This window comes from Streptomyces sp. NRRL S-350 (assembly GCF_000719705.1).
In the GTDB taxonomy this organism is placed as follows: Bacteria; Actinomycetota; Actinomycetes; order Streptomycetales; family Streptomycetaceae; genus Kitasatospora.
In genome coordinates, this window is sequence record NZ_JOHO01000003.1 from 298,672 (window position 1) to 325,629 (window position 26,958).

Sequence of the window (26,958 nt, forward strand, 5' to 3'; positions counted from 1 at the left end):
GTTAGCAGTGACTCGGGCGGATCTTGGCGAGTTTTCGATCACAGATCGGGCACGGAGCGCCGCACCCGTTCCGGTTCGTCCGGGCTTGGGACGGGGGCCGGGTGGTCGCGGGCCCCCGGGACAGGAGATGATGGAGGCTTCGGCGTTCGGGCCTGAGGCCGGGCCGACGCGCTGTCACCACGACCGCCAGCCGCACATGGGGGAACGTTCCGAATGACCCAGGCGAAGGGTTCCACCGGCCGCCTCTTGGCCGGCCGCTACCGCCTGAACGGCGTGCTCGGACGCGGCGGCATGGGCACCGTCTGGCGCGCCGAGGACGAGATGCTGGGCCGGACCGTCGCGGTCAAGGAACTGCGGATGAACGCCAGCGTCGACGAGGAGGAGAAGCACCGGCTGATCACCCGGACACTGCGCGAGGCCAAGGCCACGGCGCGGATCCGGCACAACTCGGCGGTCACCGTCTTCGACGTCGTCGACGAGGACGACCGGCCGTGGATCGTGATGGAGCTGGTCGAGTCCCGCTCACTGGCCGACGTCATCCGCGAGGACGGCCCGCTCAAGCCCGGCCGGGCCGCCGAGATCGCCCTCGACGTGCTGGGCGTGCTGATCGCCGCGCACGCGCTGGGCATCCTGCACCGGGACGTCAAGCCGTCCAACGTGCTGATCGGCGACGACGGCCGGGTGGTGCTCACCGACTTCGGCATCGCCAGCGTCGAGGGCGACGCCTCGGTCACCTCCACCGGCATGCTGGTCGGCGCGCCCTCGTACATATCCCCGGAGCGGGCCCGCGGGCAGAAGCCCGGGCCGCCGGCCGACCTGTGGTCGCTGGGCGGCACGCTGTACGCGATGGTCGAGGGCCGGCCGCCGTACGACCGCGGCTCGGCGCTGGCCACACTGACCGCGGTGATGACCGAGGACCTGGCCGTGCCGGTGAACGCCGGCGGGCTGCGACCGGTGATCGAAGGGCTGCTGGAGAAGGACCCGGCCGCGCGGCTGGACGCCTCGCAGACCCGGTCGATGCTCAAGCGGGTGGTCGCGGAGGCGACCGTGAAGGCCGAGTCGACCACCGAGCACGCGATGCCGGTGGGGGCGACGGCCACCGTGGCCGTGGCCGAGCCGGACGCGGAGTCGAAGCCGGACGCGAGCGCGGAGCCGAAGCCGGAGCCGGAGAAGCCCGAGGGCGCCCGGAAGCGGTCCGTGGGCGGGCTGCTGGGGACGGTCCGGGTGGGCAGCCGGGCCCGGGACGAGGAACCGCCCACCCTGCCCGCGGCGGAGCCCGCCGCCCGGGCGGACGCGCCGGCACCCGAACCGATCCGACCGGTGACCAGCGAGTGGACGATGGGCGCGACCCAGGCGGCCGGAGCCGACCCGCGCACCGGAAGGCGGCGGCTGGCCATCGCCACCGTGGTCGTGGTGCTGCTGCTGATCGCGGGAGTGGTCGCGGTGGTCCAGGCCGTCGGCGGCGGGGACGGCGGCGCCAAGGGCGAATCCACCCACGGCGCGGGCGCCACCTCGCCGGTCGCGGTGACCACCGGCCCCACGCCCGGCCAGGGCGCACCGGCCCCCGCGACCGAGGCCCCGCCCGGCGGCCCGGCCACCGGGACGCCCACGGACGCCGCCACCGCCGGCGCGCCCGCACAGCCCGTCACCCCGCCCCCCGCCACCGTGCCCGCCGCCACCACACCCGCCGCGCCCGTGCAGCCGCCGGCGCCGGCCCCCAACCCGGCGCAGTCCGCGCCGGGCGGTGCGGTGCCCGCCGGGTACCACGAGTACAAGGACCCGAGCGGCTTCTCCGTCGTGCTGCCGGACGGGCTCCAGCCGGCCGGCTCCGACTCCAACCGGCGGATCTTCAAGAACGCGGCCGACGGCAGCCAGCTGCGGATCGAGTGGAGCACCACGCCGCACGCGAGCGCCCTCGCCGACTGGCAGGAGTCCGAGCCCGACCTGCGCGCGCAGGTCACCAACTACCAGCGGCTGACGCTGTCGGCGATCACCTACCGGCAGTGGACCAACGCGGCGGACTGGGAGTGGACCAACGGCACGCCCACCATGCACTCCCTCAACCGCGGCTTCGTGACCGGGACTCCGGCCAAGTACGGCTACTCGATCTACTGGATCGTCCCGGACGCGCAGTGGGCCGCGCAGGCCCCGGCCCGGGACGTCGTCTTCAACAGCTTCCAGCCCGCGCCGTAGGGCGCGCGGGGCGCCGGGCTCGGCTCAGCCGATCAGGCGCTGCTTGGCGCGGGCGAACTCGTCGTGGGTGAGCGCGCCGGCGGCGTGCAGGGCGGCCAACCGCTCCAGCTGCCCCACGAGTTGCTCGCCCGCGCCGGGCCCGGCGGTGGCGGCGTCGGCCCGGGCGGCGTCGGCCGGCCCGACCGCGGGTGCGGCCGGCGGGGCGAGCCGGGCGAGCCGGGCGGACTCCCGTACCCGTTCGGCGAAGACGTCGGCCTTGGCCACGTCCTCGAAGCGATGGGAGCCGGTCAGTGCGACGATCGTCAGTACGTCGCCGTTGAACTTGGTGCGGGCCACGGCGGCGTCGGTGACGGCGGTGAGCGGAACCGGTACCGGGGGCTTCCCGTCCTTCAGGAAGAGCAGCCGGTGGGTGGTCAGCACGAGCACGCCCTTGCGGAAGTGGTCGGGGTGGCGCCCGGCGGTGGAGGCCACCGGCCTCTCGCCGGTGATGACGGCCGCCTCCACCGTGCGGACGGCCTCCGCCCGGTCGGTTCGGTCGGTGTTCCCCGCCACGCTGAAGGCGGTGTCGATCAGGTCGGTCCAGTCCATGGGGCCGAGGGTAAAGGAGCCGCTCAGTAGGCTGCTCGGTGAGCGAGAGGAACTGGCATGCGAGGCGGCCCCGGGCAGTTGCTGGGGGGACGGTACCGGCTGACGGACCGTCCCGAGCCGTTGTGCGCCCGCGCGGTGGACGAACGCACCGGAGAATCGGTACTGCTGCGCGCCCTGGAGCTGCCCGCGCTGCTGACCACCGGTCAGGACCCGGAGGGTGAGGCGTCCGCGCAGGCCGACCGGCTGGTGCGGCGGGTCGCGGCCGTCGGCTCCGCCGCGCCGACCGGGCACCCACGGCTGCTGCGTGGGGTCGGCGCCTTCGTCGACGGCGACCTGCTGTGGACGGTGGAGGAGCGACCGGCCGGGCTGACGGTGGCGGAGCTGCTCGCCGCCGGGCCGGTCACCCCCTACCGGGCGGCCGAGGCGGCGGCGGACCTGACCGGCGCACTGCGGGCGCTGCACGGAGCCGGGCTCACCCACGGGAACCTGACCGCCGAGTCGGTGCTGGTCTGCGAGGACGGCGCGGTGATGCTCGGCGGGCTGCTCGCCGGGGTGGCGCAGGAGGCGCTGGCCGAAGAGCTCGGCGGGCCGGGCGGGCGTCGCCGGTACGACGTCCGGGCCGTCCTGGTCGGCCCGGTGGCGGAGCGCTGGCCGCTGGACGGCGGCCCGGCGGGCGACTGCTGGGCGCTCGGGGTGCTGCTGCACCGGCTGGTCACCGGCCGCTCGCCGTACCCGGAGGGCGGCGTGCCGGAGCTGGTGACGGCCGTACGGGACGGGCGGCGCGAGCACTCGGCGGCCTGCGGGCCGCTGGGGCCGCTGGTCGAGCGGCTGCTGCAGCCCGACCCGGTGCGGCGGCCGACGGCGGAGGAGATGCGCCTGGAGCTGGCGGCCCTGCTGGCGGGCGCGCCGGAGCCGATGGACGAGGAGCGGGTGGCCGGGGCGGTGACGCTGAAGCCGGAGGCCCCGCTGGTGCCGGTGCGGCCGCGCCGGGGCCGCCGGGGCGGGCGGGGTGCCGGAGACGTCCGGGGCCGGGCCGGGGCGGCGGCCGGTCACGGGCCTGACGGCAGGTCCGGTGGCGGTCCCGGTGAGCGGCCCGGTGGCGGACTCGGTGGCGGTCCCGGTGACCGGGCGAAGCCGCCGCGGATACCCCCCGCACTCCTCGGCCCGCTGCTGGTGGGGGCCGTGTTCCTGCTGCTGGCGCTGGGAGTGGCCGCCGTGGTGCTGTTCGCAGGCTGACGGCCCGCCCGGACCACGGTCTCCCGGTCCGGAGGGTGGGCGTGATTACCGGGGGCGGCGGGGTGCGCCTAATGTGTGCGTGGGATTTGTTCGAACAGTGGTCTGCACCAGGTCCTCCGTCACGGTGACGGCAGGCGGAACGTGTGCGGGGGAGGTCGCGGATGGGCGTGCAGGACGGGCCGGAGGCGGTCAAGGCGGAGCGGTTGCTGGCCGGGCGGTACGAGCTCGGCGAGCGGCTCGGCCGGGGCGGCATGGGCACCGTCTGGCGGGCCTGGGACCGGATGCTGGACCGCGAGGTCGCGGTCAAGGAGCTGACCGTCAACCACCTGCCCGAGGAGGACCGGCAGATCCTGCACACCCGGATGAAGCGCGAGGCCAGCGCGGCCGCGCGGATCAAGCACCCCGGCGTGATCACCGTGCACGACGTGCTGGAGCAGGACGGCCGGCCGTGGATCGTGATGGAACTCGTCGACGGCCGCTCGCTGGCCGACGTGATCAGGCAGGACGGCACCCTGCAGCCGCGCGCCGCCGCCGAGGTCGGCAGCCAGGTGCTCGCCGCGCTGCACCGCGGCCACCAACTGGGCGTGCTGCACCGGGACGTGAAACCGGCCAACGTGCTGCTGGAGCGCGGCACCGGGCGGGTGGTGCTGCTGGACTTCGGCATCGCGAAGTACGAGGGCTCGACGGAGCTGACGCGCCCCGGTGACCTGGTCGGCTCGCCGGACTACCTGGCGCCGGAGCGCGCCCAGGGCGAGCGGCCCGGGCCGGCCTCGGACCTCTGGGGGCTCGGCGCGACGCTGTACGCGGCGGTCGAGGGCCAGTCGCCGTTCCGCCGGGACTCGCCGATCAGCACGCTGGCCGCGGTGGTGGACGAGCCGCTGCCGGAGTCGCGCCGGGCCGGGCCGCTCGGGCCGGTGCTGGCCGCGCTGATGGCCAAGGACCCGGACGAGCGGCCGACCGCCGACGAGGCGGCCCGGATGCTGGCCGAGGTGCAGGCCGGGCACACGATGGGCTTCAAGTCCGTGGTGGCGATGCGCGTGCCCACCCAGTCGGTGCCGGTGGTGGACCGCAGCGAGGGCCGGACGGAGGGCGCCGCGGAGCAGGTCGAGGGCTCCGAGGGGCCGACCGAGCCCCAGGCGGCCCAGGCCGCCCCCGCCACCTCCGCCACCCCTGTCACTGCTGTCACCCAAGCGGCCTCGGCGGGCCAGGCCACCCCGGCGACCCCGGTCACCCCGGCCACGCCCGTCGCCCCGGTCGCCCCGGTGGTCCAGGACACCGCCGGGGGCGCCCTGGCCGCCGCACATGCGCACACCGGCCAGGTCACGCCGGTGGCGCACTCCGTCACGCCCGCGCGCGGGCCGGCCAAGCGCCGCAACACCGCGAAGTTCGTCGCCGTCGCGGTGGCCGTCGGCCTGCTGGCTGCCGCCGGGACCTTCCTCGCCACCCGGCTGGTGGTGGGCGGCTCCGGTGAATCGACGCCGACCGGGCCGACCGACGCGGCCGAGTCGACCGGACCCGAGCCCACCGGCGGCGTCAGCCCCTCGGCGCCCCCGCCCGGCGGCTACCACTGGGTCGACGACCCGGCCGGCTTCCGCTTCCCGCTGCCGGACGGCACCCCGGCCTGGCAGCGCATCAGCACCGCGGACAACCAGATCTACTACAGCCCCGACGGCAAGGTGCACTACCTGCAGTTCGCCGTCACCGTCGGCCAGTCGGTCAAGCCGCTGGAGCACCTGCGGCAGATGGAGACCAGCGTCTCCAAGTCGTTGAAGGAGTACAAGCAGCACCGGATGGCCAGTGCCGCGGTGAACAGCCACGAGGCGGCCGTCTGGGAGTTCAGCTACGCCGCCCAGGGCGGGGGCCGGCGCCGCGCGATCGAGGCCGAGTTCATCGACGAGGACGGCACCAGCTACGCGATCTACTCGTCCAGCCCGGAGAAGGGCAACGAGTGGAACGAGGCCGAGCAGCGGTTCAACGCGGTGCTCAACCACTTCACGCCGACCCGCTGACGGCGGCGCCCCGGACCGGGGCACGCGGGCGGGGTGCCCGCTTTGGCCCGACTGCGGCAGATTCTTGTTACCGACGGGTACCGGACCGGCCCGCGAACGCCTAGGCTGCGCCGTATGTCGGACCTCACAGCAGATGCAGTGGCCACCGAACGCCCCGGCGCCGGCAACCCGGCGGCCCCCGGCGGCGGCCGGACCGTCGCGGCGGCCGTCCCGGCGGCCCTGGTCGCCCGGCTGGCCTCCGGCGTCACCGCCGCCGGCGATCCCGACCTCGTGGAGACCGTCGCCCCGCTGACCGGCGAGCGGCTGGCCGGCCTGCCGCAGTCCACCCCGGCCGACGTCGAGGTCGCGTTCCAGCTGGCCCGCCGCGCCCAGTCGGCCTGGGCCGCGCTGCCGGTGCGCCGCCGCGCCGCCGTACTGCTGCGCTTCCACGACCTGCTGCTCAGGCGGCAGGACGAGGTGCTGGACCTGATCCAGGCGGAGACCGGCAAGGCCCGACTGCACGCCTTCGAGGAGGTGCTGGCCGTCGCCATGGCCGCGCGGCACTACGGGCGGGCCGCGCACACGTACCTCAAGGACAAGCGGCGCGGCGGCGCGCTGCCGGTGCTCACCCACACCGTCGAGGCCCGCCGCCCCAAGGGCGTGATCGGCCACATCTCGCCCTGGAACTACCCGCTGGAACTGTCCGTCGGCGACGCCCTGCCCGCCTTCGCGGCCGGCAACGCGGTCGTCAACAAGCCCGACACCCAGACCGCGCTGACCGCGCTGTGGGCCCGCGAGCTGCTGGTCGAGGCCGGGCTCCCCGCCGACCTGTGGCAGGTCGTGATCGGCGACGGCCCGGTGATCGGCCCCGCCGTGGTGGAGCACGCCGACTACGTCTCGTTCACCGGCTCCACCCGCACCGGCCGCGACGTCGCCCAGCGCGCCGCCGCCCGGCTGGTCGGCGCCTCGCTCGAACTCGGCGGCAAGAACGCCATGCTGGTGCTCTCCGACGCAGACCTCGACGCCGCCGCCGCGGGCGCCGTCCGGGCCTGCTTCTCCTCCGCCGGGCAGCTGTGCATCTCGATCGAGCGGCTGCTGGTGCACCGCTCGGTGGCCGACGAGTTCCTGGAGCGCTTCGCCGCCCGCACCCGGGCCCTGCGCCTCGGCGGCGGCCTCGCGTACGGCGCGGACATGGGCTCGCTGGTCTCCGTCCGCCAGCTGGAGACCACCACCCGGCACGTGGAGGAGGCGGTCAAGGCGGGCGCCGTCGTGGTGGCCGGCGGCCGCGCCCGGCCGGATCTCGGGCCGTTCTTCTTCGAGCCGACCATCCTCGACGGCGTCACCCCGGAGATGGCGGTCTGCGCCGAGGAGACCTTCGGCCCGGTCGTCTCCGTCTACCGCTTCGACACCGACGAGGAGGCGGTGGCCGCCGCCAACTCCACGCCGTACGGCCTGAACTCCAGCGTCTGGACCGGGGACCGGCGGCGCGGCCGGGCGGTCGCGGCGCGGCTGCGCACCGGGACGGTCAACGTCAACGAGGCCTACGCGGCCGCGTACGGCTCGGTCGGTTCGCCGATGGGCGGCATGGGCGACTCCGGGCTGGGCCGGCGGCACGGCGCCGAGGGCATCCTGCGCTTCACCGAGGCGCAGACCATCGCGACCCAGCGGCTGATGCCGATCGCGCCGTCGTTCGGCCTGGACGACAAGCAGTTCGCCGCCGTGATGACCGGCGGGCTGCGCGCGCTCAAGGCGCTGCGCCTCCGGTAGACCGCGGGCGCCGGGCGGGCGCCGGCGGCAGCGGGGCCCGGCCTCGTACGGGGCCGGCGCGCGGCTGCCTCGGACGGCTTCATCCCGTTCGTCCTGTTCGTCCCGTTCGTTGCGTTATCCCGTTCAGACCGTTCAGACCGTTCAGACCGTTCAGACCGTTCATCCCGGCGAAGGAGCAGTGGCAGATGGTGGAGTCCGGCGGTGCGGCGGAGTTCGACTACGACGTGGTCGTGGTCGGCTCCGGCTTCGGCGGTTCGGTCGCGGCGCTGCGGCTGACCGAGAAGGGCTACCGGGTTGCCGTCCTGGAGGCCGGGCGGCGCTTCGACCGGGAGGAGCTGCCCAGGAACTCCTGGGACCTGCCGAACTACCTGTGGGCGCCGCGGCTCGGGCTGTACGGCATCCAGCGGATCCACCTGCTGGCCAACGTGCTGATCCTGGCAGGCGCCGGGGTCGGCGGCGGCTCGCTGAACTACGCCAACACCCTGTACGTGCCGCCGAAGGCCTTCTTCGAGGACCGCCAGTGGCGCCACATCACCGACTGGCAGGAGGAGTTGGCGCCGTTCTACGACCAGGCGCAGCGGATGCTCGGGGTCCGGCTCAACCCGACCGTCACCCCCTCCGACGTCCACCTCAAGGCGGCGGCCGAGCGCATGGGCGTCGCCGACACCTTCCACATGGCGCCGGTCGGGGTGTTCTTCGGCGACGGCAAGGACACCGACGGGACGGCCGAGGCGGCGCCCGGGGAGGAGGTCGCCGACCCGTACTTCGGTGGCGCCGGTCCGGCCCGCAAGGCCTGCGTGGAGTGCGGCGAGTGCATGACCGGCTGCCGGCACGGCGCCAAGAACATGCTCACGGAGAACTACCTGTACCTGGCCGAGCGGGGCGGCGCGGAGATCCACCCGCTCACCACGGTGGCCCGGATCCGGGAGCACACCGGCGCGGCCGGAAGCAGCGGCTTCGCCGTCGACGTGCGCCGCACCGACTCCCGCTCCAGGACGGACCGGGTGAAGGCGGGCGCACGGACCATCACCGCCGCCCGGGTCGTCGTCGCCGCCGGTACGTACGGCACCCAGTCGTTGCTGCACCGGATGCGCGCCGCCGGGCACCTGCCCCGGATTTCCGCCCGGCTCGGCGAGCTGACCCGCACCAACTCCGAGGCGCTGGTGGGCGCGCAGACCACCGACCGGCGCTACGGCACGAAGGCGGACTTCACCAAGGGCGTCGCGATCACCTCCTCGATCCACCCGGACGCCAACACCCACATCGAGCCGGTCCGCTACGGCAAGGGCTCGAACGCGATGGGTGCGCTGTCCGTCGCGCAGGTCAAGGGCGGTGGACGGGCTCCGCGCTGGCTGCGCTACCTGGGCAACTCGGTGCTCCACCCGGTGACCTTCGCCCGCTCGATGAACCAGCACCGCTGGTCCGAGAAGACGATCATCGGCCTGGTGATGCAGTCGCTGGACAACTCGATCACCGTCTCGCTGACGAAGGGCCCGCTCGGCAAGGACCGGCTCACCTCCACCCAGGGCCACGGCGCCCCCAACCCGACCTGGATCCCCGCCGCCGAGCAGGGCGCCCAGGCGCTCGCCGACGAGATCAACGGCTTCGCCGGCAGCTCCGCCGGCGAGATCTTCGACATCCCGATGACCGCGCACTTCCTCGGCGGCTGCCCGATCGGCGACGCCCCCGAGACCGGCGTGGTCGACCCGTACCACCGGCTGTACGGCCACCCCGGGATCAGCGTGGTGGACGGCGCGGCCGTCTCCGCCAACCTCGGCGTCAACCCCTCGCTGACCATCACCGCGCAGGCCGAACGCGCCCTGTCGATGTGGCCGAACAAGGGAGAGGCGGACCCGCGCCCGGCCCAGGGCGAGGCGTACCGGCGGGTCACCCCGGTGGCGCCGGTACGGCCCGCCGTGCCGGAGGGCGCGTTCGGTGCGCTGCGGCTGCCGCTGCTGCCCGTCCCGGAGGTCCCGAAGAAGCGCGGCTGAACCCCGTCCGGCGGGCCGATCCGCCTGCCGGGGAAGCCGGTTGACAGCCGTTCGGGTCCGATGGGATAAACGGGCTCCCTGGGGCGACCCCGGGACTCGTCGAGCGGGGGGAAAGCAGTCCATGGCCAACTGCGCATCGTGCGGGGCGACTTCGGTGGAGGGGGCGTCCGCCTGCGGTGCGTGCGGGCGGCCGTTCGCACCGCCCCCGCCGACCGCCGCACCGCCCCCGCCGACCGCCGCGCTGCCTGTGGTGCCTGCCGCGCCTGCCGGGCCCGCTGCGCCTGCCGTGCCGCCCGCCCCGGGGTACGCGCCGCCCCCGCCGTCCGGCCCGCCCGGTCCTCCCGCGACAGGCAGTTGGGGTGCGGGGAGGCCGTACGACGGGCAGCCGCCCGTCCAGCGCCTGCTGGCGGGGCCCGACTGGCGCCCCGCCTTCAAGGCGGCCCTCGCGCCGACCGCCGTGCTCCTGCTGGCCGCGCTGATCGCCGCCATCCCCGGCGACTACCAGTACGAGTACCGGTTCCGCTCGCCCGACTTCGGCAGCCGCTTCGGCGCGATGCTGTCGATGGCGCTGAGCGCGCTCGGCGCGCCGTTCAAGCTCGGCTACCAGAGCCCGCTCAGCGGCGGCCGCGCCGAGCGGATGGACTTCGTCTTCCGGGTGGCGCCGATGACCGTCACCGTCCTGTGGTGCCTGGCCCTCTGGTACGCCCTGCGGGCCGGGCTGCGCCGGCGCAAGGCGGTGACGGGCCAGCTGACCCGGAGCCAGGCCGCGGGGGAGGCGCTGCGCACCGCCTTGGTCCTCGCCGGGGTGACGACGGTGATCTGGGCGGTCGGCGGGACGACCCAGCAGCCTCGGGACAGCTTCGACGTCCCCGACTACCCGGGCACCGGCCAGGACCTGTCCAGGCCGGTGATCACCGCGGGCTCCGGCTGGCTGGAGGCGGTCGGCTGGACCGTGCTGCTGGCCGGCTCGCTCGCGTTCGCGGTCTACGGCACCGACGCGCTTCGCTGGGCCGCCTGGCGCAGCCGGTCGGTGCGCGGCTGGGCGGTCGCCGCGCTGACCGCGGGCCGGGCGCTGGGGGTGTCGGTGGGCCTGTCCTCGCTGGCGGGTTTCGTGCTGGTCGCCGCGAACAGCAGCGGTGGGGCGGAGACCGGGGTGTCGCTGGCCTTCCTGCCCAACCTCGGCCTCAACCTGCTCGGCTTCGGCTCGGGCGCGACTTTCCGGGCCCACAGCGGCACGACCGGCGGCGAGACCTCCTGGCGCGACCGCGGCGAGGACCTGGACCTCTCCTTCTTCGACCTGCACGACGAGGTGTCCGCCGACTGGCGCTGGGCGGCCCTGCTGGCGCTCTTCGCGGCGGCCGTGCTCGGCTGGACGGCGTACCGGCGGCAGCTGGACGCGGCCGACCGGCTGCGCCTGGCGGCGGTGTACGCCGTGGCGCTCACCGGGCTGATGGCGGTGGCCGGGGCGACGATGACCCGATCCTCCGGCATGGCGGGCTGGAGCCGGACCTCCGACCTGGAGGTGTCCCAGGAGAACGCGGTCGGGCTGACCTTCCTCACCGTCCTCGCGGCCAACGCGGTCTGGGCGGTGGTCGGCGCGCTGCTGGTGCCGCCGCTGCTGGCGGCCGCCCGCGGCGGCGGCGCGGGCGCTCCGTACGCCGGGGCGCCGTACGGGCCGACACCGCCGCCCCCGATGCCGACACCGACACCGGCACCGTCGACGGCGCGGACGCCGCACGGCGCCCCGGTGCCCGGGGTGCCGGCGCAGGGCGCCCCGGCGGACGACGCGCCGCCCGCCCTCGGGGCCGGGAGCGGGGTGAGCGAGGTGCTCGGCTCGGACGAGGCGCCGCCCGCCTCCGCCGCCGCACCGCCGGCTCCCGCCGAGGCACCGCGGCCCGCCGCCGAGGCGCCGGTGGACCCGAGCGTCTGGCGCGAGCACCCCTGAACCGCCCCGGCGCGGGGCGCCGAAGCGGGAAGCGGCGGCGGAAGCGGCAGAGCCCGGAAAGGGCAAAGGGCCCCGCGGGGGAACGGGGCCCTTTGTCGCTCAGCACTCGGCGTCAGGGCCGCGCCGGTGCTGGGGGTGACGGCGCCGGGGGAGGAGCGCCGTCGTGTCGGTTGGCTTCCGGAGGCGCCCCGGCGGCTCCGGCGCGGGTGGCCGGCGGCGCGGGGTGCGCGGGCCCGTTGCGCGGTGGTCGGCGGCTGGGGCTGCGCCGTCCCTCCGCTCACGGAGCGTGAAGTGAAAACCGCTGTCGCCTCCCTCTGCGGCGACGGCGGAGCATTGGGGCCGACCCTTCGCGGCGAGCCGTCGGGCCGCCGGAAGAACCGCTTACAACGAGCATCGTGCTGGACGGAGGGCTCGCTCTGCAACCGGTTCGGCACAGTTCGGCACAGTCCATTTACGGTCGGCCCGGCCGCCGATGATCACGGTGAGTAGTGGTGCATCCGGTGCGGCGCACGGGGACGCGCGTAGCGGCGCGGGACGGACGGGCCGGTGCGCCCGGGTGCGCCCCGGCGCGGGCCGGCGTGAGTCGGGCGGCCTGGGCGGGCCTGGGCGGGCCTGGGCCGCCGAGCGGGCCGGAGGGGGGACGGCCGGTCCCGGGCGTCCCCGGATTCCGGCCGTCCCACCTCTCGGCCCAGTCGCGGCCGGCTTCGCTGTCCCCTGCTCGTCGGCCGCTGCACCCGCGCACGGTCCCACGGAGCCGCGCCCCCGGCGGGGCCGGGCGGCGGCGCCACGTGCGCCGGTGGACTGGTGTGTAGCTCCACGCGTGGTCCTGCAGCCGTACGGCGGTGCCCCCGAGGGGGCCGGGGCGGCGCGTCTGGCGGACGCGGCGCGGCCGTACGGTCGTCAGAAGCAACGAACCGCGGCCCCGGCCGGTCACGGTCCTTTGGACGGGCAGACGAGTGAAACCGGACAGCCCGGTAGAATCGGTGTCCAGACACCCCACACCCGTCCCGCCGCCGCAGCCCCCCGCCGGGGAGGCGGTTCCGCGCGACACCTCGATACCGCTGCCGGAAGGCCGTCTGTGTCCTCTGCAATTCCCGTCCAGTCCGCGCCGGACAACGACCCCGTCCTGGTGGTCGACTTCGGCGCCCAGTACGCCCAGCTCATCGCCCGTCGGGTGCGTGAGGCGCGGGTCTACAGCGAGATCGTGCCGAGCAGCATGCCGGTCGCCGAGATGCTCGCCAAGAACCCCAAGGCGATCATCCTCTCCGGCGGCCCGTCGTCGGTCTACGAAGAGGGCGCGCCGCAGATCGACCGCGCGATCTTCGAGGCCGGTGTCCCGGTCTTCGGCATGTGCTACGGCTTCCAGCTGATGGCGAAGAGCCTCGGCGGCACCGTCGACAACTCCGGTGCCCGCGAGTACGGCCGCACCCCGCTGACCGTCTCCCGCACCGGCTCCACCCTGTTCGAGGGTGTCCCCGCGCAGCACTCGGTGTGGATGTCGCACGGCGACGCCTGCTCGGCGGCGCCGGAGGGCTTCACGGTCACCGCCTCCACCGACGTGGTGCCGGTCGCGGCCTTCGAGAACGACGAGGCCCGCCTGTACGGCGTCCAGTACCACCCCGAGGTGCTGCACTCCGACCACGGCCAGCAGGTCCTGGAGCACTTCCTCTACCGCGGCGCGGGCATCGCCCCGACCTGGACCACCGGCAGCGTGGTCGAGGAGCAGGTGGCCCTGATCCGCGCGCAGGTCGGCACCAAGCGCGCGATCTGCGGCCTGTCCGGCGGCGTGGACTCCGCGGTGGCTGCCGCCCTGGTCAACAAGGCCATCGGCGACCAGCTGACCTGCGTGTACGTCGACCACGGCCTGATGCGCAAGGGCGAGAGCGAGCAGGTCGAGAAGGACTTCGTGGCGGCCACCGGCGCGAAGCTGAAGGTCGTCGACGCCGCCGACCGGTTCCTGGACGCGCTGCGCGGGGTCACCGACCCCGAGGAGAAGCGCAAGATCATCGGCCGCGAGTTCATCCGGGTCTTCGAGCAGGCCCAGGCCGAGATCATCGCCGAGGCCGGCGAGCACGGCGAGTCGGTCGACTTCCTGGTCCAGGGCACCCTGTACCCGGACGTGGTGGAGTCGGGCGGCGGCACCGGTACCGCCAACATCAAGTCCCACCACAACGTCGGCGGCCTGCCCGAGGACCTGCAGTTCCAGCTGGTCGAGCCGCTGCGCAAGCTGTTCAAGGACGAGGTCCGGATGGTCGGCCAGGAGCTCGGCCTGCCGGAGGAGATCGTCCAGCGCCAGCCGTTCCCGGGCCCCGGCCTGGGCATCCGGATCGTCGGCGAGGTCACCAAGGAGCGTCTGGACCTGCTCCGCGACGCCGACGCGATCGCCCGCGAGGAGCTGACCGCGGCCGGTCTGGACCGTGAGATCTGGCAGTGCCCGGTCGTGCTGCTCGCCGACGTGCGCAGCGTGGGCGTGCAGGGCGACGGCCGCACCTACGGTCACCCGATCGTGCTGCGCCCGGTCTCGTCCGAGGACGCCATGACCGCCGACTGGTCGCGCCTGCCGTACGACGTGCTGGCCAAGATCTCCACCCGGATCACCAACGAGGTCCGCGACGTGAACCGCGTCGTCGTCGACGTCACCAGCAAGCCGCCGGGCACCATCGAGTGGGAGTAGGCACTCCCGCCGGCCGGTGAGGCCGGAGCCTGAACGGCCGCGCCGTCGTTCCCGTACTGAAGGGAGCGGCGGCGCGGCCGTTCGCGGTGCGGGCGCCGTTGCCCGGGTGGGACCTCCCACCGAAAGCGGGCAGGAACGGGCAGAATGCGGACCGGACCTGTCAGGGCGTGACAGGCCGAAAGGGAAGGTGTGAGGGATGTCGGAGGCCAGCGAGTCGGTGCCGGCCGGCGGGGGAGCGGCCGCCCGGGCCGGCCGGGCGGAGCAGCGCCGGACGATCGCGTCCAGGTACGCGCTGCTCCCACTGCGGCTCTTCCTCGGCGTCACCTTCGTGTACGCCGCTCTCGACAAGCTGTCCGACGCGCACTACCTGGCCGGGGCGGGCGATCCGGCCTCCTTCGTCTCGCAGACCCAGGCGGCCAAGGCGGGCGGCAGCCCGATCTCCTTCCTGCTCGGCCCCGCCCTCGACCACCCGACGCTGTTCGCGCTCGCCGTCGCCTTCGGCGAGCTGGCCGTCGGCCTCGGCACCCTGCTCGGCCTCTGGGGCCGGGTCGCCGCGCTCGGCGGCGCGCTGCTCAACCTCAGCCTCTGGCTGACCGTCAGCTGGAGCGTCTCGCCGTACTACCTCGGCAACGACCTGGCCTACCTGATGGCCTGGACACCGCTGGTGCTGGCCGGCACGCCGTACCTGTCGGTGGACGGCTACCTCGCCCGCAGGGCCGGGCGGGACCGCGCGCGCGGACTGGCCGAGGACCACGTCAAGCGCCGGGCACTGGTGGACGGCGGCATCGCCGCCGTCGCGATCGGCGGCGCCGGGCTGCTCACCGGCTCGCTGACCCGCACCTTCGGCCGGGACAAGGGCGCCGCGCCCAAGCAGTCGGCGGCCCCCGTCTCCACCGCCCCGGCGCAGGCCCCCACGGTGCCCGCCGCGAGCGTGCCGGTCGGCGGCTCGGCGCAGGTCAAGGATCCGGCCACCGGGGACGCCGTCTACATCGTGCAGCCCAAGGCGGGCCAGTACTGCGGCCTCTCCTCGGTGTGCACCCACTCCGGCTGCGCCGTGGACGCCCCGAAGAACGGCCAGCTGTACTGCCCCTGCCACGGCTCCCGGTTCGACGCCGCCACCGGCGCGGTGGTCAACGGGCCGGCGGTCAAGCCGCTGCCGAAGTACACGGTCACCAAGGACGGGGACACGCTGGCCCTGGGCCCGCAGCAGAGCTGAGGCCCGGGGCCGGGGGCGGTGCGGTGCTTCGAGGCCGTGCGGGGGGCCGGCGGCGGTGCGGGGCCGGGCCGGCGGCGGGTGCCCCGGGCCGTGGCCTACTCCTCGCGGTCGGGCCGGGCGCGCCGGGCCACCGCCGCGACCGCACCGGCCAGGCCGCCGACGCCGAGCACGATGAAGGTGACCGGGATGACGATCCGTCCGTTCACCGACCGGTCGTTGAGCGCCGCGACCAGGTAGACCACGGCGAGCACGGTGAACAGCGCGCCCGCGATCAGCGAGAACAGGTCGAGCCGGTGCTTCCTCACTGCTGGACCACCTTGATGTTGCCGAGCCCGATGCCGAGTTCGAGGTTGAGCGTGCCCTTGGAGGCCTGGCCGTTCGCCGGGCCGATCAGATAGCTGTGCCGTCCGGTGCTGTTGCTGCGGCCGCCGGGGACGCTGACGTCGCCGATGCCGACCCGGGCCGTCAGGTTCACCGTGACGTCGTCCGGCAGGGCGACGGTCAGCTCGCCGGCGCCGAGGTCGGCCTTGGTGGCGACGGTGGCCCCGGCCGGGTCGAGCCCGCTCAGGTCGAGCCGGACCTTCCCGGCGCCGAGGTTGTAGCGGTCGTGCAGATCGGCTGTCGAGGTGACCGTCCACTCCCGTTGACCGACGGCGTTGCGCATGGAGTCCGGCGAGTGGCCGACGAAGGCCAGCGCCAGGGTGAGCAGCAGGCCGGTCACCGCGAGCCTGCGGGCACGGCCGAACTTCGCGCCGACCAGCAGGGTCAGACCGACCACCAGCAGGGCGGTGGCCAGCACGGTCGCGCCCAGCACGGTGGGGTCGTGGCGGTCGGCCGAGGCGGCCCAGACCGCGGCGCCCGCGCCGATCGCCAGCAGGAAGCCGAAGAAGCCGAGCGCCGAGCGCTCCCGGGGGTGCCGCACGGCGGCGGGCTCCGAGCAGCGCTCCGGGCGCTCCTTGCGCAGCGGATCCCCCTCGGGCAGGTCGGCGCGCTGCCACCAGGGCCGGGCCGGGGCGCCGGCCGGCGGCACCGGGGTGCCGAACGGGGGGGTGGGGGCCGCGGAGGTGGCGCCGTACGGGTTGCGCTCCGGGTGGCGCGGATCCCACAGGTAGCCGCTCGCGCCGGGGGCCGGGCCGTCGGCGGGGGCCGTTGCGGCGGAGTGCCCGGTGCGCGTCGCCTCGTCGTCCTTCGGCCGCGGCCAGACGTAGCCCGCGGACTCGGGGAACCGGCGGTCGTACGGGCCGCCGTGCCGGCGCTCACGGCCGCGGCCGCGGCGGCGGTCCGGGTCGTAGCGCACCGCCAGGAAGACCAGGCCCGCGAGCAGCAGCAGCGGGAACAGCTGGTCGCCGTTGCCCATGGAGGAGAAGAACACCCCGGTGCCGATCACGGTCAGCAGGACCGCGCCGATCGACTGGCCGTCCACCCGGCCGGTGAGCACCCGCTGGAGCTCGGTGCGCCCGCCGCGGCCCTTGGACTCGTCGTCGGTCGGGACGATCAGCCACGCCAGGCCGTACAGGAACAGCCCGAGGCCGCCGGAGAGGCAGAGCACCACGATGACCACCCGGAAGACCACCGGGTCGATGTCCAGGTGCCGGCCGAGGCCGCCGCAGACACCGGCCACCACGCGGTGGTGTTCGGCCCGGGTCAGGGGCGGGCGTTCCGGCTCCGGCGGGGCGGCGGGCCCGGCCTCCTCGATGCGGGGATCCTCGGTCATGGGCACCATCCTTCCGGCAGGTGCCGCTCCGGCCCAACCGGGAGCACCCCGGTCCGTACCCTGACTTGTCCCTGATGCGGGCTAGGGACACACCCTGATGCGCCCGCGGCGGCGCGCGTGGAACCATCGGTGGCGTGGCAGCCCCCGGTACCGACCCCCGAACCACCGCCCCCGACGCCGTGCCGTCGGCCGGCGCCGACTCCACCGCGCCCGACGGCGGCAAACCGCCGTACCGCCGGCTCTACCGCAGCCCGCAGGGCCGGATGCTCGGCGGCGTCGCGCACGGCCTGGCGGTGCACCTGGGGCTGCCGGTGCGGTGGGTGCGGATCGCCTTCGTGCTGCTGTTCTTCGCGCAGGGCATCGGCGCGCTGCTGTACGCCGCGTTCTGGTTCGTGGTGCCGATCGGGATCGGCGAGCCCGCGCAGCGCGGCGGCGCCCAGTGGGTGTACCTCAACGGCGTGTTCGTCCCGGCCGCGCCCGGGCTGCAGGGCGGCCTGCTGAGCAAGGGCCCCACGACCGCCGCCGCCGGCGGGTGGCTCGGCCGGCTGCGCCAACTGCTCCAGCACACGCTGCAGGGCGAGCCGGTGGCGGCGCCCGTCGAGGGCGAGGGGACGGCGCCGGCCGGCAAGGCCGGACAGGGCGGCCTCGGCCAGCTCGCCGCGCTGGTCATGGTCGTGATCGGCCTGATCGCCCTGCTCAACGTGCTCGGCTGGCAGACCGCCAAGCCGTACACCTGGCCGCTGCTGGCGATCGGCGTCGGCGTCGCGCTGGTCTGGCGGCAGGCCGACGACTCGCGCTGGCAGCGCTGGTTCGGCATCGAGGAGGGCGAGAAGCGGCGCGGCGCCTACACCCGGGTCGGCACCGGCGTGCTGCTCGCGGTGGCCGGCACCATCGCGCTGCTCGCCATGCAGGGCAGCGGCTCCACGCTCGGCTCGGTCGTCGAGGCCTCGCTCGCGGTGCTCGCCGGGGTGCTGGTGCTGCTCGGCCCGTACGGCCTGCGGTTGTGGCAGGACCTCGGCGCCGAGCGCACCGCCCGCATCCGGGCCCAGGAGCGGGCCGAGATCGCCGCGCACATCCACGACTCGGTGCTGCACACCCTGACCCTGATCCAGCGCCGGGCCGAGGACCCCAAGGAGGTGCTGCGGCTGGCCCGCTCGCAGGAGCGCGAGCTGCGGCTGTGGCTGTACCGCCCGGAGGCGGCCGCCGAGGCCGCGCCGGACACCATGGCGGAGACCCTGCGCGCGGTGGTCGCCGAGGTCGAGGACCGGCACGGCGTCCCGGTGGAACTGGTGATCGTCGGCGACTGCCCGATGGACGAGGGCATCGCGGCACAGATGCAGGCCGCGAGGGAGGCGACCGTCAACGCGGCCAAGTACGGTGGCGGGGGACCGGTCCAGGTCTACGCCGAGGTGGAGGGGAGGGCGGTGTCGGTGTTCGTCCGTGACCACGGGCCCGGCTTCGACCCCGACACGGTGCCGGAGGACCGGATGGGCGTACGGGAGTCGATCATCGGCCGGATGAAGCGCAACGGCGGCACCGCTCGGGTGCGGCCGGCGGCGGGCGGCGGTACCGAGGTCGAGCTGGAGATGGAGAGAACGAATGACTGACGCAGCTCCGGAGCGCACGGCCAGGGTCGTGCTGGTGGACGACCACCGGATGTTCCGGACGGGGGTCCGGGCCGAGATCGGCCGCACCGACGTGACCGGCATCGACGTGGTCGGCGAGGCCGACGACGTGGACTCGGCGGTCCGGGTGGTGGCCGAGACCAGGCCCGACGTGGTCCTGCTCGACGTCCACCTGCCCGGCGGCGGCGGGGTCGAGGTGCTGCGCCGCTCGGCCGGGCTGATGGGCGAGCAGGGCGGGGTGAAGTTCCTGGCGCTGTCGGTGTCGGACGCCGCCGAGGACGTCATCGGCGTCATCCGCGGCGGAGCGCGCGGCTACGTCACCAAGACCATCACCGGCACCGACCTGGTGAACGCGATCTTCCGGATCGCCGACGGCGACGCCGTGTTCTCGCCGCGGCTGGCCGGCTTCGTCCTGGACGCCTTCGCCGCCACCGACACCCCGCCGGTCGACGAGGACCTGGACCGCCTCACCCAGCGCGAACGCGAGGTCCTGCGCCTGATCGCCCGCGGCTACGCCTACAAGGAGATCGCCAAGCAGCTCTTCATCTCGGTGAAGACGGTCGAGAGCCACGTCTCCGCCGTGCTGCGCAAGCTCCAGCTGAGCAACCGCCACGAGCTCACCCGCTGGGCCACCGCCCGCCGCCTGGTCTGAGCCCGCAGCCCGGGGCGGGCGGGCCGGTCGAGCGGGTCGAGGGGGTCGGACCCGCGCCGGCACGGCCGCCAGGCCCGCACGCCCGTCGAGCCCGTCCGGCCGGTTCGCTCCGGGCGGGCGGGCTTGTCGGTGGGTGGCCATAGACTCGTCAGTGCCATGAATAGCCTCTTTGACGACCTTCCGCTCCCCGGCTTCGAGGCTCCCGCCGCCGGGTCGAAGCAGCCCGACGCGACCGCCGGCGAGGAGCCCCCGCCGTACGAGGACGACGTTCCGTACGACGCCTACGAGGAAGCCATCCCGGAGGGGCTGTTCCAGACCGACCACGCCGCGCAGGCGGAGCGGGACGCCTGGTACCGCAACGGCGCCGCCCGGACGGTGGTCGACCCGGCGCAGCTGCTGGAGGGGATGAACGACCCGCAGCGCGAGGCGGTGCTGCACGCGGGCTCGCCGCTGCTGATCGTGGCCGGCGCCGGCTCCGGCAAGACCCGGGTGCTGACCCACCGGATCGCTTACCTGCTGGGCGCCCGCGGGGTGCAGCCGGGGGAGATCCTGGCGATCACCTTCACCAACAAGGCCGCCGGCGAGATGCGCGAGCGCGTCGAGGCGCTGGTCGGCCCGCGCGCCCGGGCGATGTGGGTCTCCACCTTCCACAGCGCCTGCGTGCGGATCCTGCGCCGCGAGTCCAAGCAGCTGGGCTTCACCTCCAGCTTCTCGATCTACGACTCGGCCGACTCGCAGCGGCTGATGTCGCTGGTCTGCCGGGACCTCGACCTGGATCCGAAGCAGTTCCCGCCGAAGTCCTTCACCGCCAAGGTCAGCAACCTCAAGAACGAGCTGATCGACGAGGAGACCTTCGCCGACCAGGCCGCCAACCCGATGGAGAAGAAGCTCGCCGAGGCGTACGCGCTGTACCAGCGGCGGCTGCGCGAGGCCAACGCGCTGGACTTCGACGACATCATCATGACGACGGTCAACCTGCTGCAGGCGTTCCCCGACGTCGCCGAGCACTACCGGCGCCGCTTCCGGCACATCCTGGTCGACGAGTACCAGGACACCAACCACGCCCAGTACACGCTGGTCCGCGAGCTGACCGGCGGCTCGGTCGCGGACGCGCCCAAGCGCACCGTGGACGGCGACCTGGTGAACCCGGCGGCCGGGCGCCTGGCCGAGGTGCCGCCCGCCGAGCTGTGCGTCGTCGGCGACGCCGACCAGTCGATCTACGCCTTCCGCGGCGCGACCATCCGCAACATCCTCCAGTTCGAGGAGGACTACCCGAACGCGACCACGATCCTGCTGGAGCAGAACTACCGCTCCACCCAGACCATCCTGAGCGCGGCCAACGCCGTCATCGAGCGCAACGCCAACCGCCGCGCGAAGAAGCTCTGGACGGCCGGGGACCACGGCGAGAAGGTCATCGGCTACGTCGCGGACGACGAGCACGGCGAGGCGCAGTTCATCGCCGACGAGATCGACCGGCTCACCGACAAGGGCGAGGCCAAGCCCGGCGACGTCGCGATCTTCTACCGGACCAACGCCCAGTCCCGGGTGTTCGAGGAGGTGTTCATCCGGGTCGGCCTGCCGTACAAGGTGGTCGGCGGGGTGCGCTTCTACGAGCGCAAGGAGGTCCGGGACGTCCTGGCGTACCTGCGGGTGCTCTCCAACCCGGAGGACACCGTGCCGCTGCGCCGGATCCTCAACGTGCCCAAGCGCGGCATCGGCGAGCGGGCCGAGGCGATGATCGACGCGCTGGCCGCGCGGGAGCGGATCTCGTTCGCCCAGGCGCTGCTGCGGGTGGACGAGGCGTACGGGATGGCCGCGCGCTCGGCCAACGCGGTGAAGAAGTTCAACACCCTGATGGCCGGGCTGCGCCAGGTGGTCGAGTCGGGCGCGGGCCCGGCGGCGGTGCTGGAGGCCGTCCTGGAGGAGACCGGCTACCTGGGCGAGCTCCAGTCCTCCACCGACCCGCAGGACGAGACCCGGGTGGAGAACCTCCAGGAGCTCGCCTCCGTCGCCCTCGAATACGAGCAGGACCCGGGCGAGCGCCCCGACGCCGGGGAGGAGGGCACGCCGCCGGTCGGCTCGCTGGCCGACTTCCTGGAGCGGGTCGCGCTCGTCGCCGACTCCGACCAGCTGCCGGACGAGGACCAGGAGGGGCAGGGCGTCATCACGATGATGACCCTGCACACCGCCAAGGGCCTGGAGTTCCCGGTCGTCTTCCTGACCGGCATGGAGGACGGCATCTTCCCGCACATGCGGGCGCTCAACCAGGTCAAGGAGCTGGAGGAGGAGCGCCGGCTCGCGTACGTCGGCCTCACCCGGGCGCGCGAGCGGCTCTACCTGACCCGCTCGGTGCTGCGCAGCGCCTGGGGGCAGCCGGCCTACAACCCGGCCTCGCGGTTCCTGGAGGAGATCCCGGAGACGCTGGTGGAGTGGAAGCGCAAGGGCGCGGCGCAGGCGCCGGTCCAGCGCGGCTTCTCCTCGGGTTCGTCCTGGGGCAAGTCCGCCTCCGGGGGCGGGATTTCGCGCTCCTCCTCGGCCGCGGCGGCCTCGCCGAAGGCGGGCTGGGGGCAGTCCGCGCGACGCGGCGGCAAGGTCGTCGAGCGTGACGTCGTCTCCCTCGCGATGGGGGACCGCGTCACCCACGACAGCTTCGGGCTGGGCACCGTGGTGGGCATGAAGGGCGCCGGCCACGACGCGCAGGCCGAGGTGGACTTCGGCGCGGCCGGCCGCAAGTGGCTGGTGCTGCGCTACGCGCCGGTCGAGAAGCTGTAGCGGAGGTCAGCGCGGGTCGAGCCCGTTCGAGAGGAACCACGGCAGCGGGTCGACCGGCCCGCTGCCGTCGGCGGGCCGGATCTCGAAGTGCAGGTGCGGCCCGGTGCTGTTGCCGCTGCTGCCGACGAAGGCGATCACGTCGCCCTGCTTCACCGGCCCCTTGCGGATCTTGTACCCCCGCAGATGGCAGTACCAGGCCTCGGTGCCGTCGGGCATCTTGAGTATCGACATGTAGCCGTAGAACGGGTTCCACTGGGTGCGGATCGTGCCGTCGGCGACGGCCATGACCTGGGAGCCGCCGTCCACCGGGAAGTCGATGCCGGTGTGGCGCTTGGCCCAGTGGGTGCCGGCCGCGCCGAACAACTCACCGAGGCCGTGCTGCGCGACCGGCATGACCACCGCGGGCCTGACCGGCGCCGGGGCCGGCTCGGCGGTGGGCTGCCCGGTCGGGGCGTCGGCGGGCTGGGCGCCGGCCAGCGGCTGACGGGCGTCGCCGCGGGAGGCCTGGGCCTGGCCGTCGACCGCGGCCGTCTGCCGGGCCGCCGCCCCGGCGGCCGCGTCCTCGGGAGCGCCCGCGGAGCGCGGCGGCACCCGTCCGGCGGCCTGGGCGTGCCGGTCGGCGTCCCCCTGGACCGTGACCGCCGCGGCGGCGGCGACTCCGAGCGCGGCCACCGACGGGAGCGCGACCCGCAGCAGCGCCGTCCGGGTGGCCGCCCTGGCGGCACCGCGGCGCTGGGCGCGGGACTGCTCCCGGGCGGCGAGGCGCAGTTCCGCGCGGGTCGGACGGGCGGCTGCTTCGGGAGCCATCGGGGGCTGCCTCCTCGGTGGGCCTCGGACACGTCGTCGGGCGAGGGGAAAACAGCCGTGACTGTAGCCGGAAGGCCGACGCCCCGGAAAAAGCTCCGGTTGTCAAGGGGGCGGCCGGGCGGTCTGTGCCGAGGTTGCGGGCAGTACGGTCCGTACTCGCCGGTAGAAAGTCCTGGAGCTGTGACTTTGCCCTCCTCTTGGGAGGGGGCGCGGCCAACGGGCCCCGGTGGCGCTAACCTCCCCTCAGGTTGGTTATTGACCGTTAACCGCGCCCGTGGCCCCACCAGGCCCGGTCGGGTGGTGGACGACGAGGTCCAGGAGGCAGTGATGGGTGTGTCGGGGCCGATCCGTGTGGTGGTCGCCAAACCGGGGCTCGACGGCCACGACCGTGGCGCCAAGGTCATTGCGCGCGCCCTGCGCGACGCCGGTATGGAGGTCATCTACACCGGGCTGCACCAGACGCCCGAACAGGTCGTCGACACCGCGATCCAGGAGGACGCGAACGGCATCGGGCTGTCGATCCTCTCCGGCGCCCACATGACGCTCTGCGCGCGGGTGCTGGAGCTGCTCAAGGAGCGCGACGCCGAGGACATCAAGGTCTTCTGCGGGGGGATCATCCCTGAGGAGGACATCGCCGAGCTGAAGGCGATGGGTGTCGCCGACATCTTCACCCCGGGCACGCCCACCCGGGACGTGGTCGCCTGGGTCGAGGCCAACCTGCGGGCGAGCTGACCTCGGGTACGACGGGCGGGCCGGTCCTTCGGGGCCGGCCCGCCCTGCCGTCACCGGCGGCCGGCCGCCGGCGGAGCCTCGGGGCCGGTGCGTCGGCCGGTCGGCGCGTCAGCCCGCCAGCTCCGCGAGCATCGCGGCCCGGAAGCGCAGGGTGCCGGCCAACCGGGCGAAGGTCTCCGCCCAGGCGGAGTCCGGGGCGGCCCCGGCGGCCAGTTCCTCCACCGCGGCGGCCGTCTCCGGGGCGAGCACGCGCTCCGTCATCCCGAGCACCCCGCTGTGGCTCCACGGGTAGGCGCCGGAGGCCGCGGCCCGGGCCAGCGCCGCCACCACGGCGGTGGACAGCGGCGGCGTCCACGGCGTGGCGCAGGCGCCGAGCAGTTGGAAGGCCTCCCCCAGCCCGTGCACCTCGATGAACGCGGCCGTCCAGGCCGCCCGCTCCTCGGGCGGGAGGACGGCCAGCAGCTTGGCCGGAGCGCCGGTGGTCCGCGAGGTACGGGCCCGGACGGCGCCGCGCGCGGGCGGCACCGGGGCCGGCCCGAGCAGTGCCCGGGCCCAGTCGGCGTCGTGCTGGCGGACGGCGGCGCGCGCCCAGGCCTCCCGCAGGTCGTCGGCCCAGCTGCTGCTGGTCTCGTCGACGCTGTCGCCGACCCGCAGGGCGAGCAGCTGCTCGGGCGTCAGGCCGGTGCTCCGCGGCCACACCGAGAGCGGCGCCGCGGCCACCACCTCGCCGAACCACCAGGCCCGTTCCCCGCGCCCGGTGGGCGACTTGGGTGCGATGCCGTCGCGCTGCATCCGGGCGTCGCACTCGGCGGGCGGGGTGACCAGCAGGTGGGTGCCGGTCTCGGCGAGGCGGACGGCGGCCAGCGCCCGCTCGGCCATCCGGTGGGCCAGCGCGGAGCCGGGCAGGGTGGAGAGCAGTTCGGCGGCGGTGGCGCGGACGTTCTTGCTGCGGTCGCCGAGGGCCGCCTCCAGGAAGGGCTCGTCGGCGGGGGAGAGGCCGTCCTGGAGGGCGTCCAGGAAGAGCAGGCGGTCCTCGGCGCGCTCGGTGGGCCAGGTGCTCCGCAGCAGCTCCAGGCCGGTCGCCGGATCGCTGCGGCGCAGCAGCGTGAGGTGGGTGACGCGTTCGGCGAACAGGCCCTCGTGCCACAGGTGGTGGGCGGCGGGGTCGTCGTGCCGGCCCACCTGCTCCGGGGTGGTGGTGCGCAGGACGAACCGCCAGTCGGGGTTCTGCTCGGCCAGCCAGCGGCCCGTCGGGCCGGCCAACGCGACCGCGTCCGAGCGCAGTTCGCTGCGGGCCCGGGCGGCGTCGAGCAGGCCGGGTATCAGTGCGGCGGGCGGCCGCAGGCCCCGGGCTCGGGCGGTGGCGAGCCACTGGGGCAGCAGCTCGGTCAGGTTGGCCAGGGTGCCGCCGGCGCTGCTGCCGCCCGTCCGGCCGGCCAGCAGGACGGCCAGTCGGCGGCCGGCCGGCTCGGGCAGCTCCGGGCGGGTGTCCTCCGGCGCGGGCGGGCCGGGCGGTCCGGCGGCCGGTACCGGCAGCGCGCCGGCCCGGCGGCGGACGGTGGCGAGGGCGGCCAGCTCCAGCAGGGCGGTGGCCGGGTCGGCCTGGTCCACGGCGTCGGCGAGCGGCAGGGCGGTGGCCGGGAGCGGGCGGCGGTCGGTGCCGAGCAGGGCGCTGGTGAGCAGGGTCTCCCAGGGGTCCTGTGCGGTCGTCATTCTCGGTGCTCCTAAGCGTTGGTGAGGCCGACCGGGCGCCGGCCGGCGGCCCAGGCGGTGACCGGGGCGAAGCCTTGGTGGCCGTACTCGCCGAAGAGCGTCAGCGGGCGGCCGGTGGAGACGGCGGCCAGCCGCCACAGCGCCGCCTCCGGGACGGCCGAGGCACGGACCGGCACGGTGTGGTGGCTGTCCGTCAGGTACCAGCCGTCCGGGGTGCGGACCGGGACGACGCCGGTGAGGACGGTCGGCCAGTGCTCCAGCCACGGGTCGTCGGCGACGGCGGTGCCGTAGCCCGCCACCGCCTCGGCGACGGTGAGCCCGGCGGGCGGGGCGGCCGGGCCCGCCTCGGGGGCGCCGTAGCGGGTGCCGAGCACGGCGCGCAGCGGGCGGGCGCCGGGGTGGTAGGCGAGTTCGGCCTCCAGCAGGTGGCCGGTGGGCAGGGCGAGGTCGGGGGCCTGGCCCGGGCGGCCGAAGGCGAGCAGCAGGGCCGGGCGGCCGGTCTTGGCGCCGCGCAGCCAGACCCGGCGGGTGGTGAGCCGCTCGTCGGACGTGTCCCGGCTGCCGAGCACCAGCCAGCGGTCGCGGACGGTCGGGCCGGCCAGCACCTCGGCGGCCTCCACGGTGTAGCCGACCCGGGTGCGGACGGTCGCGGCCAGCTCGGCGGGCAGCTCGTCGATGCGGGTGGCGGCGGTGGCGAGCAGGTGGAGCATCGCGTACTCCTCCAGCAGCCGCTCCTGCGGGAGGGCGTCCAGCTCCCTCACCCGGGCGGCCAGGCCGGGAGCCTGCGCGTCGACCATCCGGGCGGCGACCTCCTCCCAGGGCCCGGCGGTGGACTGGTCGGCCAGGCCGTGCCGGATCCGGTCGGCCAGCCGCAGCCGCAGCTCGGCCGCACCCGCCGCCACCCGGGCGCCGCGCTTCTCGGCCCGGCGACGGGCGGCCTCCGGGTCGGCCGGGGCCGCGGCCGGCTTCCGGGCGCGCTCCTGGCGGCCCTTGAGCCAGTCGGCCGCCCAGTCGGCGGGCTCGGCGGCCGGGACGGCCTCCGCGGAGCCGCTCCACAGCAGGAGGAGCCCGAGCGCGTGCTTGCAGGGGAACTTCCGGCTGGGGCAGCTGCACTGGTAGGCGGGCCCGGCGAGGTCGATCACGGTGCGGTACGGCGTGCGGCCGCTGCCCTTGCACTCGCCCCACAGCGCGGCGCCGTCGGTGCCGGTGCCCGACCACGGCGCGGGCGAGGAGAGCTTGCCCGCCGCCTTCTGCGACGAGGCGTCAGGGGCCAGGGACAGGACGTGTTCGGTGCTCCAGCGTTCCTCCATGCGACCGACCGTAGGCGGCGGCACTGACAGTGGCT

General features: G+C 75.0%; 18 protein-coding genes and 1 pseudogene. 13 read left to right on the plus strand and 6 right to left on the minus strand.

What is annotated here, in order from left to right; genetic code table 11:
- The first annotated feature begins 213 nt into the window (after positions 1–213).
- Entirely contained in the window at positions 214–2,193 is a 1,980-nt protein-coding gene (locus tag IF30_RS0105250) for a serine/threonine-protein kinase (protein WP_030232571.1), read from the plus strand.
- 24 nt (positions 2,194–2,217) lie between these two features.
- Here the strand turns inward: IF30_RS0105250 and IF30_RS0105255 are convergent, their stop codons facing one another.
- Complete coding sequence (locus IF30_RS0105255; protein WP_030232573.1) at positions 2,218–2,781, minus strand: SHOCT domain-containing protein; 564 nt, start codon at positions 2,779–2,781, stop codon at positions 2,218–2,220.
- A 57-nt stretch (positions 2,782–2,838) separates the two neighbouring features.
- Between IF30_RS0105255 and IF30_RS0105260 the strand changes: the two genes are divergently transcribed.
- The 8 genes and pseudogenes from IF30_RS0105260 to IF30_RS50750 all read left to right on the plus strand — a co-directional run bounded on the left by IF30_RS0105260 (position 2,839) and on the right by IF30_RS50750 (position 15,598).
- Entirely contained in the window at positions 2,839–4,017 is a 1,179-nt protein-coding gene (locus IF30_RS0105260) for a protein kinase domain-containing protein (RefSeq protein WP_051709246.1), read from the plus strand.
- 161 nt (positions 4,018–4,178) lie between these two features.
- Positions 4,179–6,026 carry a serine/threonine-protein kinase gene (locus tag IF30_RS0105265; RefSeq protein ID WP_030232578.1) on the plus strand — a complete coding sequence of 616 codons (1,848 nt, stop codon included), beginning with the start codon at positions 4,179–4,181 and terminating at the stop codon, positions 6,024–6,026.
- 114 nt (positions 6,027–6,140) lie between these two features.
- Positions 6,141–7,772: a succinic semialdehyde dehydrogenase gene (locus tag IF30_RS0105270; protein ID WP_051709248.1), complete on the plus strand. Its 1,632-nt coding sequence runs from the start codon at positions 6,141–6,143 to the stop codon at positions 7,770–7,772.
- Positions 7,773–7,957: 185 nt separating this feature from the next.
- Positions 7,958–9,763 carry a GMC oxidoreductase gene (locus IF30_RS0105275; RefSeq protein WP_030232583.1) on the plus strand — a complete coding sequence of 602 codons (1,806 nt, stop codon included), beginning with the start codon at positions 7,958–7,960 and terminating at the stop codon, positions 9,761–9,763.
- Positions 9,764–10,049: 286 nt separating this feature from the next.
- Entirely contained in the window at positions 10,050–11,708 is a 1,659-nt protein-coding gene (locus tag IF30_RS0105280) for a hypothetical protein (RefSeq protein WP_158834752.1), read from the plus strand.
- Between the two features lie 1,078 nt (positions 11,709–12,786).
- A complete protein-coding gene (gene guaA, locus IF30_RS0105285) occupies positions 12,787–14,382 on the plus strand; it encodes a glutamine-hydrolyzing GMP synthase (protein WP_030232590.1) in 1,596 nt (531 codons plus the stop codon).
- A gap of 196 nt (positions 14,383–14,578) precedes the next feature.
- A pseudogene (locus IF30_RS50745) lies at positions 14,579–15,115 on the plus strand (DoxX family membrane protein); the annotation flags it as partial.
- Between the two features lie 198 nt (positions 15,116–15,313).
- The gene (locus tag IF30_RS50750; protein ID WP_267884502.1) at positions 15,314–15,598 is read left to right on the plus strand and encodes a Rieske (2Fe-2S) protein; all 285 of its coding nucleotides are present in this window, start codon (positions 15,314–15,316) and stop codon (positions 15,596–15,598) included.
- Positions 15,599–15,693: 95 nt separating this feature from the next.
- On the opposite strand, the gene IF30_RS0105295 is transcribed toward IF30_RS50750, so the two are convergent.
- Positions 15,694–15,903: a hypothetical protein gene (locus IF30_RS0105295; protein ID WP_030232595.1), complete on the minus strand. Its 210-nt coding sequence runs from the start codon at positions 15,901–15,903 to the stop codon at positions 15,694–15,696.
- On the minus strand, positions 15,900–17,312 hold the full coding sequence (locus tag IF30_RS0105300) for a PspC domain-containing protein (protein ID WP_030232597.1): 1,413 nt from the start codon (positions 17,310–17,312) through the stop codon (positions 15,900–15,902). The genes IF30_RS0105295 and IF30_RS0105300 overlap by 4 nt, the downstream gene beginning before the upstream one ends.
- 134 nt (positions 17,313–17,446) lie before the next feature.
- Here IF30_RS0105300 and IF30_RS0105305 point away from each other — a divergent pair, with 134 nt between their 5' ends.
- From IF30_RS0105305 to pcrA, 3 genes are all read left to right on the plus strand, one after another.
- Positions 17,447–18,919: an ATP-binding protein gene (locus tag IF30_RS0105305; protein ID WP_030232600.1), complete on the plus strand. Its 1,473-nt coding sequence runs from the start codon at positions 17,447–17,449 to the stop codon at positions 18,917–18,919.
- Positions 18,912–19,589, plus strand: a complete 678-nt coding sequence (locus IF30_RS0105310) for a LuxR C-terminal-related transcriptional regulator (RefSeq protein ID WP_030232603.1) — start codon at positions 18,912–18,914, stop codon at positions 19,587–19,589. Before IF30_RS0105305 ends, IF30_RS0105310 begins: the two co-directional genes overlap by 8 nt.
- Before the next feature lie 156 nt (positions 19,590–19,745).
- Complete coding sequence (gene pcrA, locus IF30_RS0105315) at positions 19,746–22,361, plus strand: DNA helicase PcrA (protein WP_030232606.1); 2,616 nt, start codon at positions 19,746–19,748, stop codon at positions 22,359–22,361.
- Between the two features lie 6 nt (positions 22,362–22,367).
- On the opposite strand, the gene IF30_RS50525 is transcribed toward pcrA, so the two are convergent.
- A complete protein-coding gene (locus IF30_RS50525; protein ID WP_051709250.1) occupies positions 22,368–23,168 on the minus strand; it encodes a M23 family metallopeptidase in 801 nt (266 codons plus the stop codon).
- 327 nt (positions 23,169–23,495) lie between these two features.
- Here IF30_RS50525 and IF30_RS0105325 point away from each other — a divergent pair, with 327 nt between their 5' ends.
- A complete protein-coding gene (locus IF30_RS0105325; RefSeq protein ID WP_030232611.1) occupies positions 23,496–23,900 on the plus strand; it encodes a cobalamin B12-binding domain-containing protein in 405 nt (134 codons plus the stop codon).
- Positions 23,901–24,008: 108 nt separating this feature from the next.
- Here IF30_RS0105325 and IF30_RS0105330 read toward each other — a convergent pair whose 3' ends face one another.
- Together IF30_RS0105330 and IF30_RS0105335 are read right to left on the minus strand one after the other, a co-directional pair.
- Positions 24,009–25,613, minus strand: a complete 1,605-nt coding sequence (locus IF30_RS0105330; RefSeq protein WP_030232613.1) for a DUF5691 domain-containing protein — start codon at positions 25,611–25,613, stop codon at positions 24,009–24,011.
- 11 nt (positions 25,614–25,624) lie between these two features.
- Positions 25,625–26,923 carry an SWIM zinc finger family protein gene (locus IF30_RS0105335; protein WP_030232616.1) on the minus strand — a complete coding sequence of 433 codons (1,299 nt, stop codon included), beginning with the start codon at positions 26,921–26,923 and terminating at the stop codon, positions 25,625–25,627.
- Between the last annotated feature and the right edge of the window lie 35 nt (positions 26,924–26,958).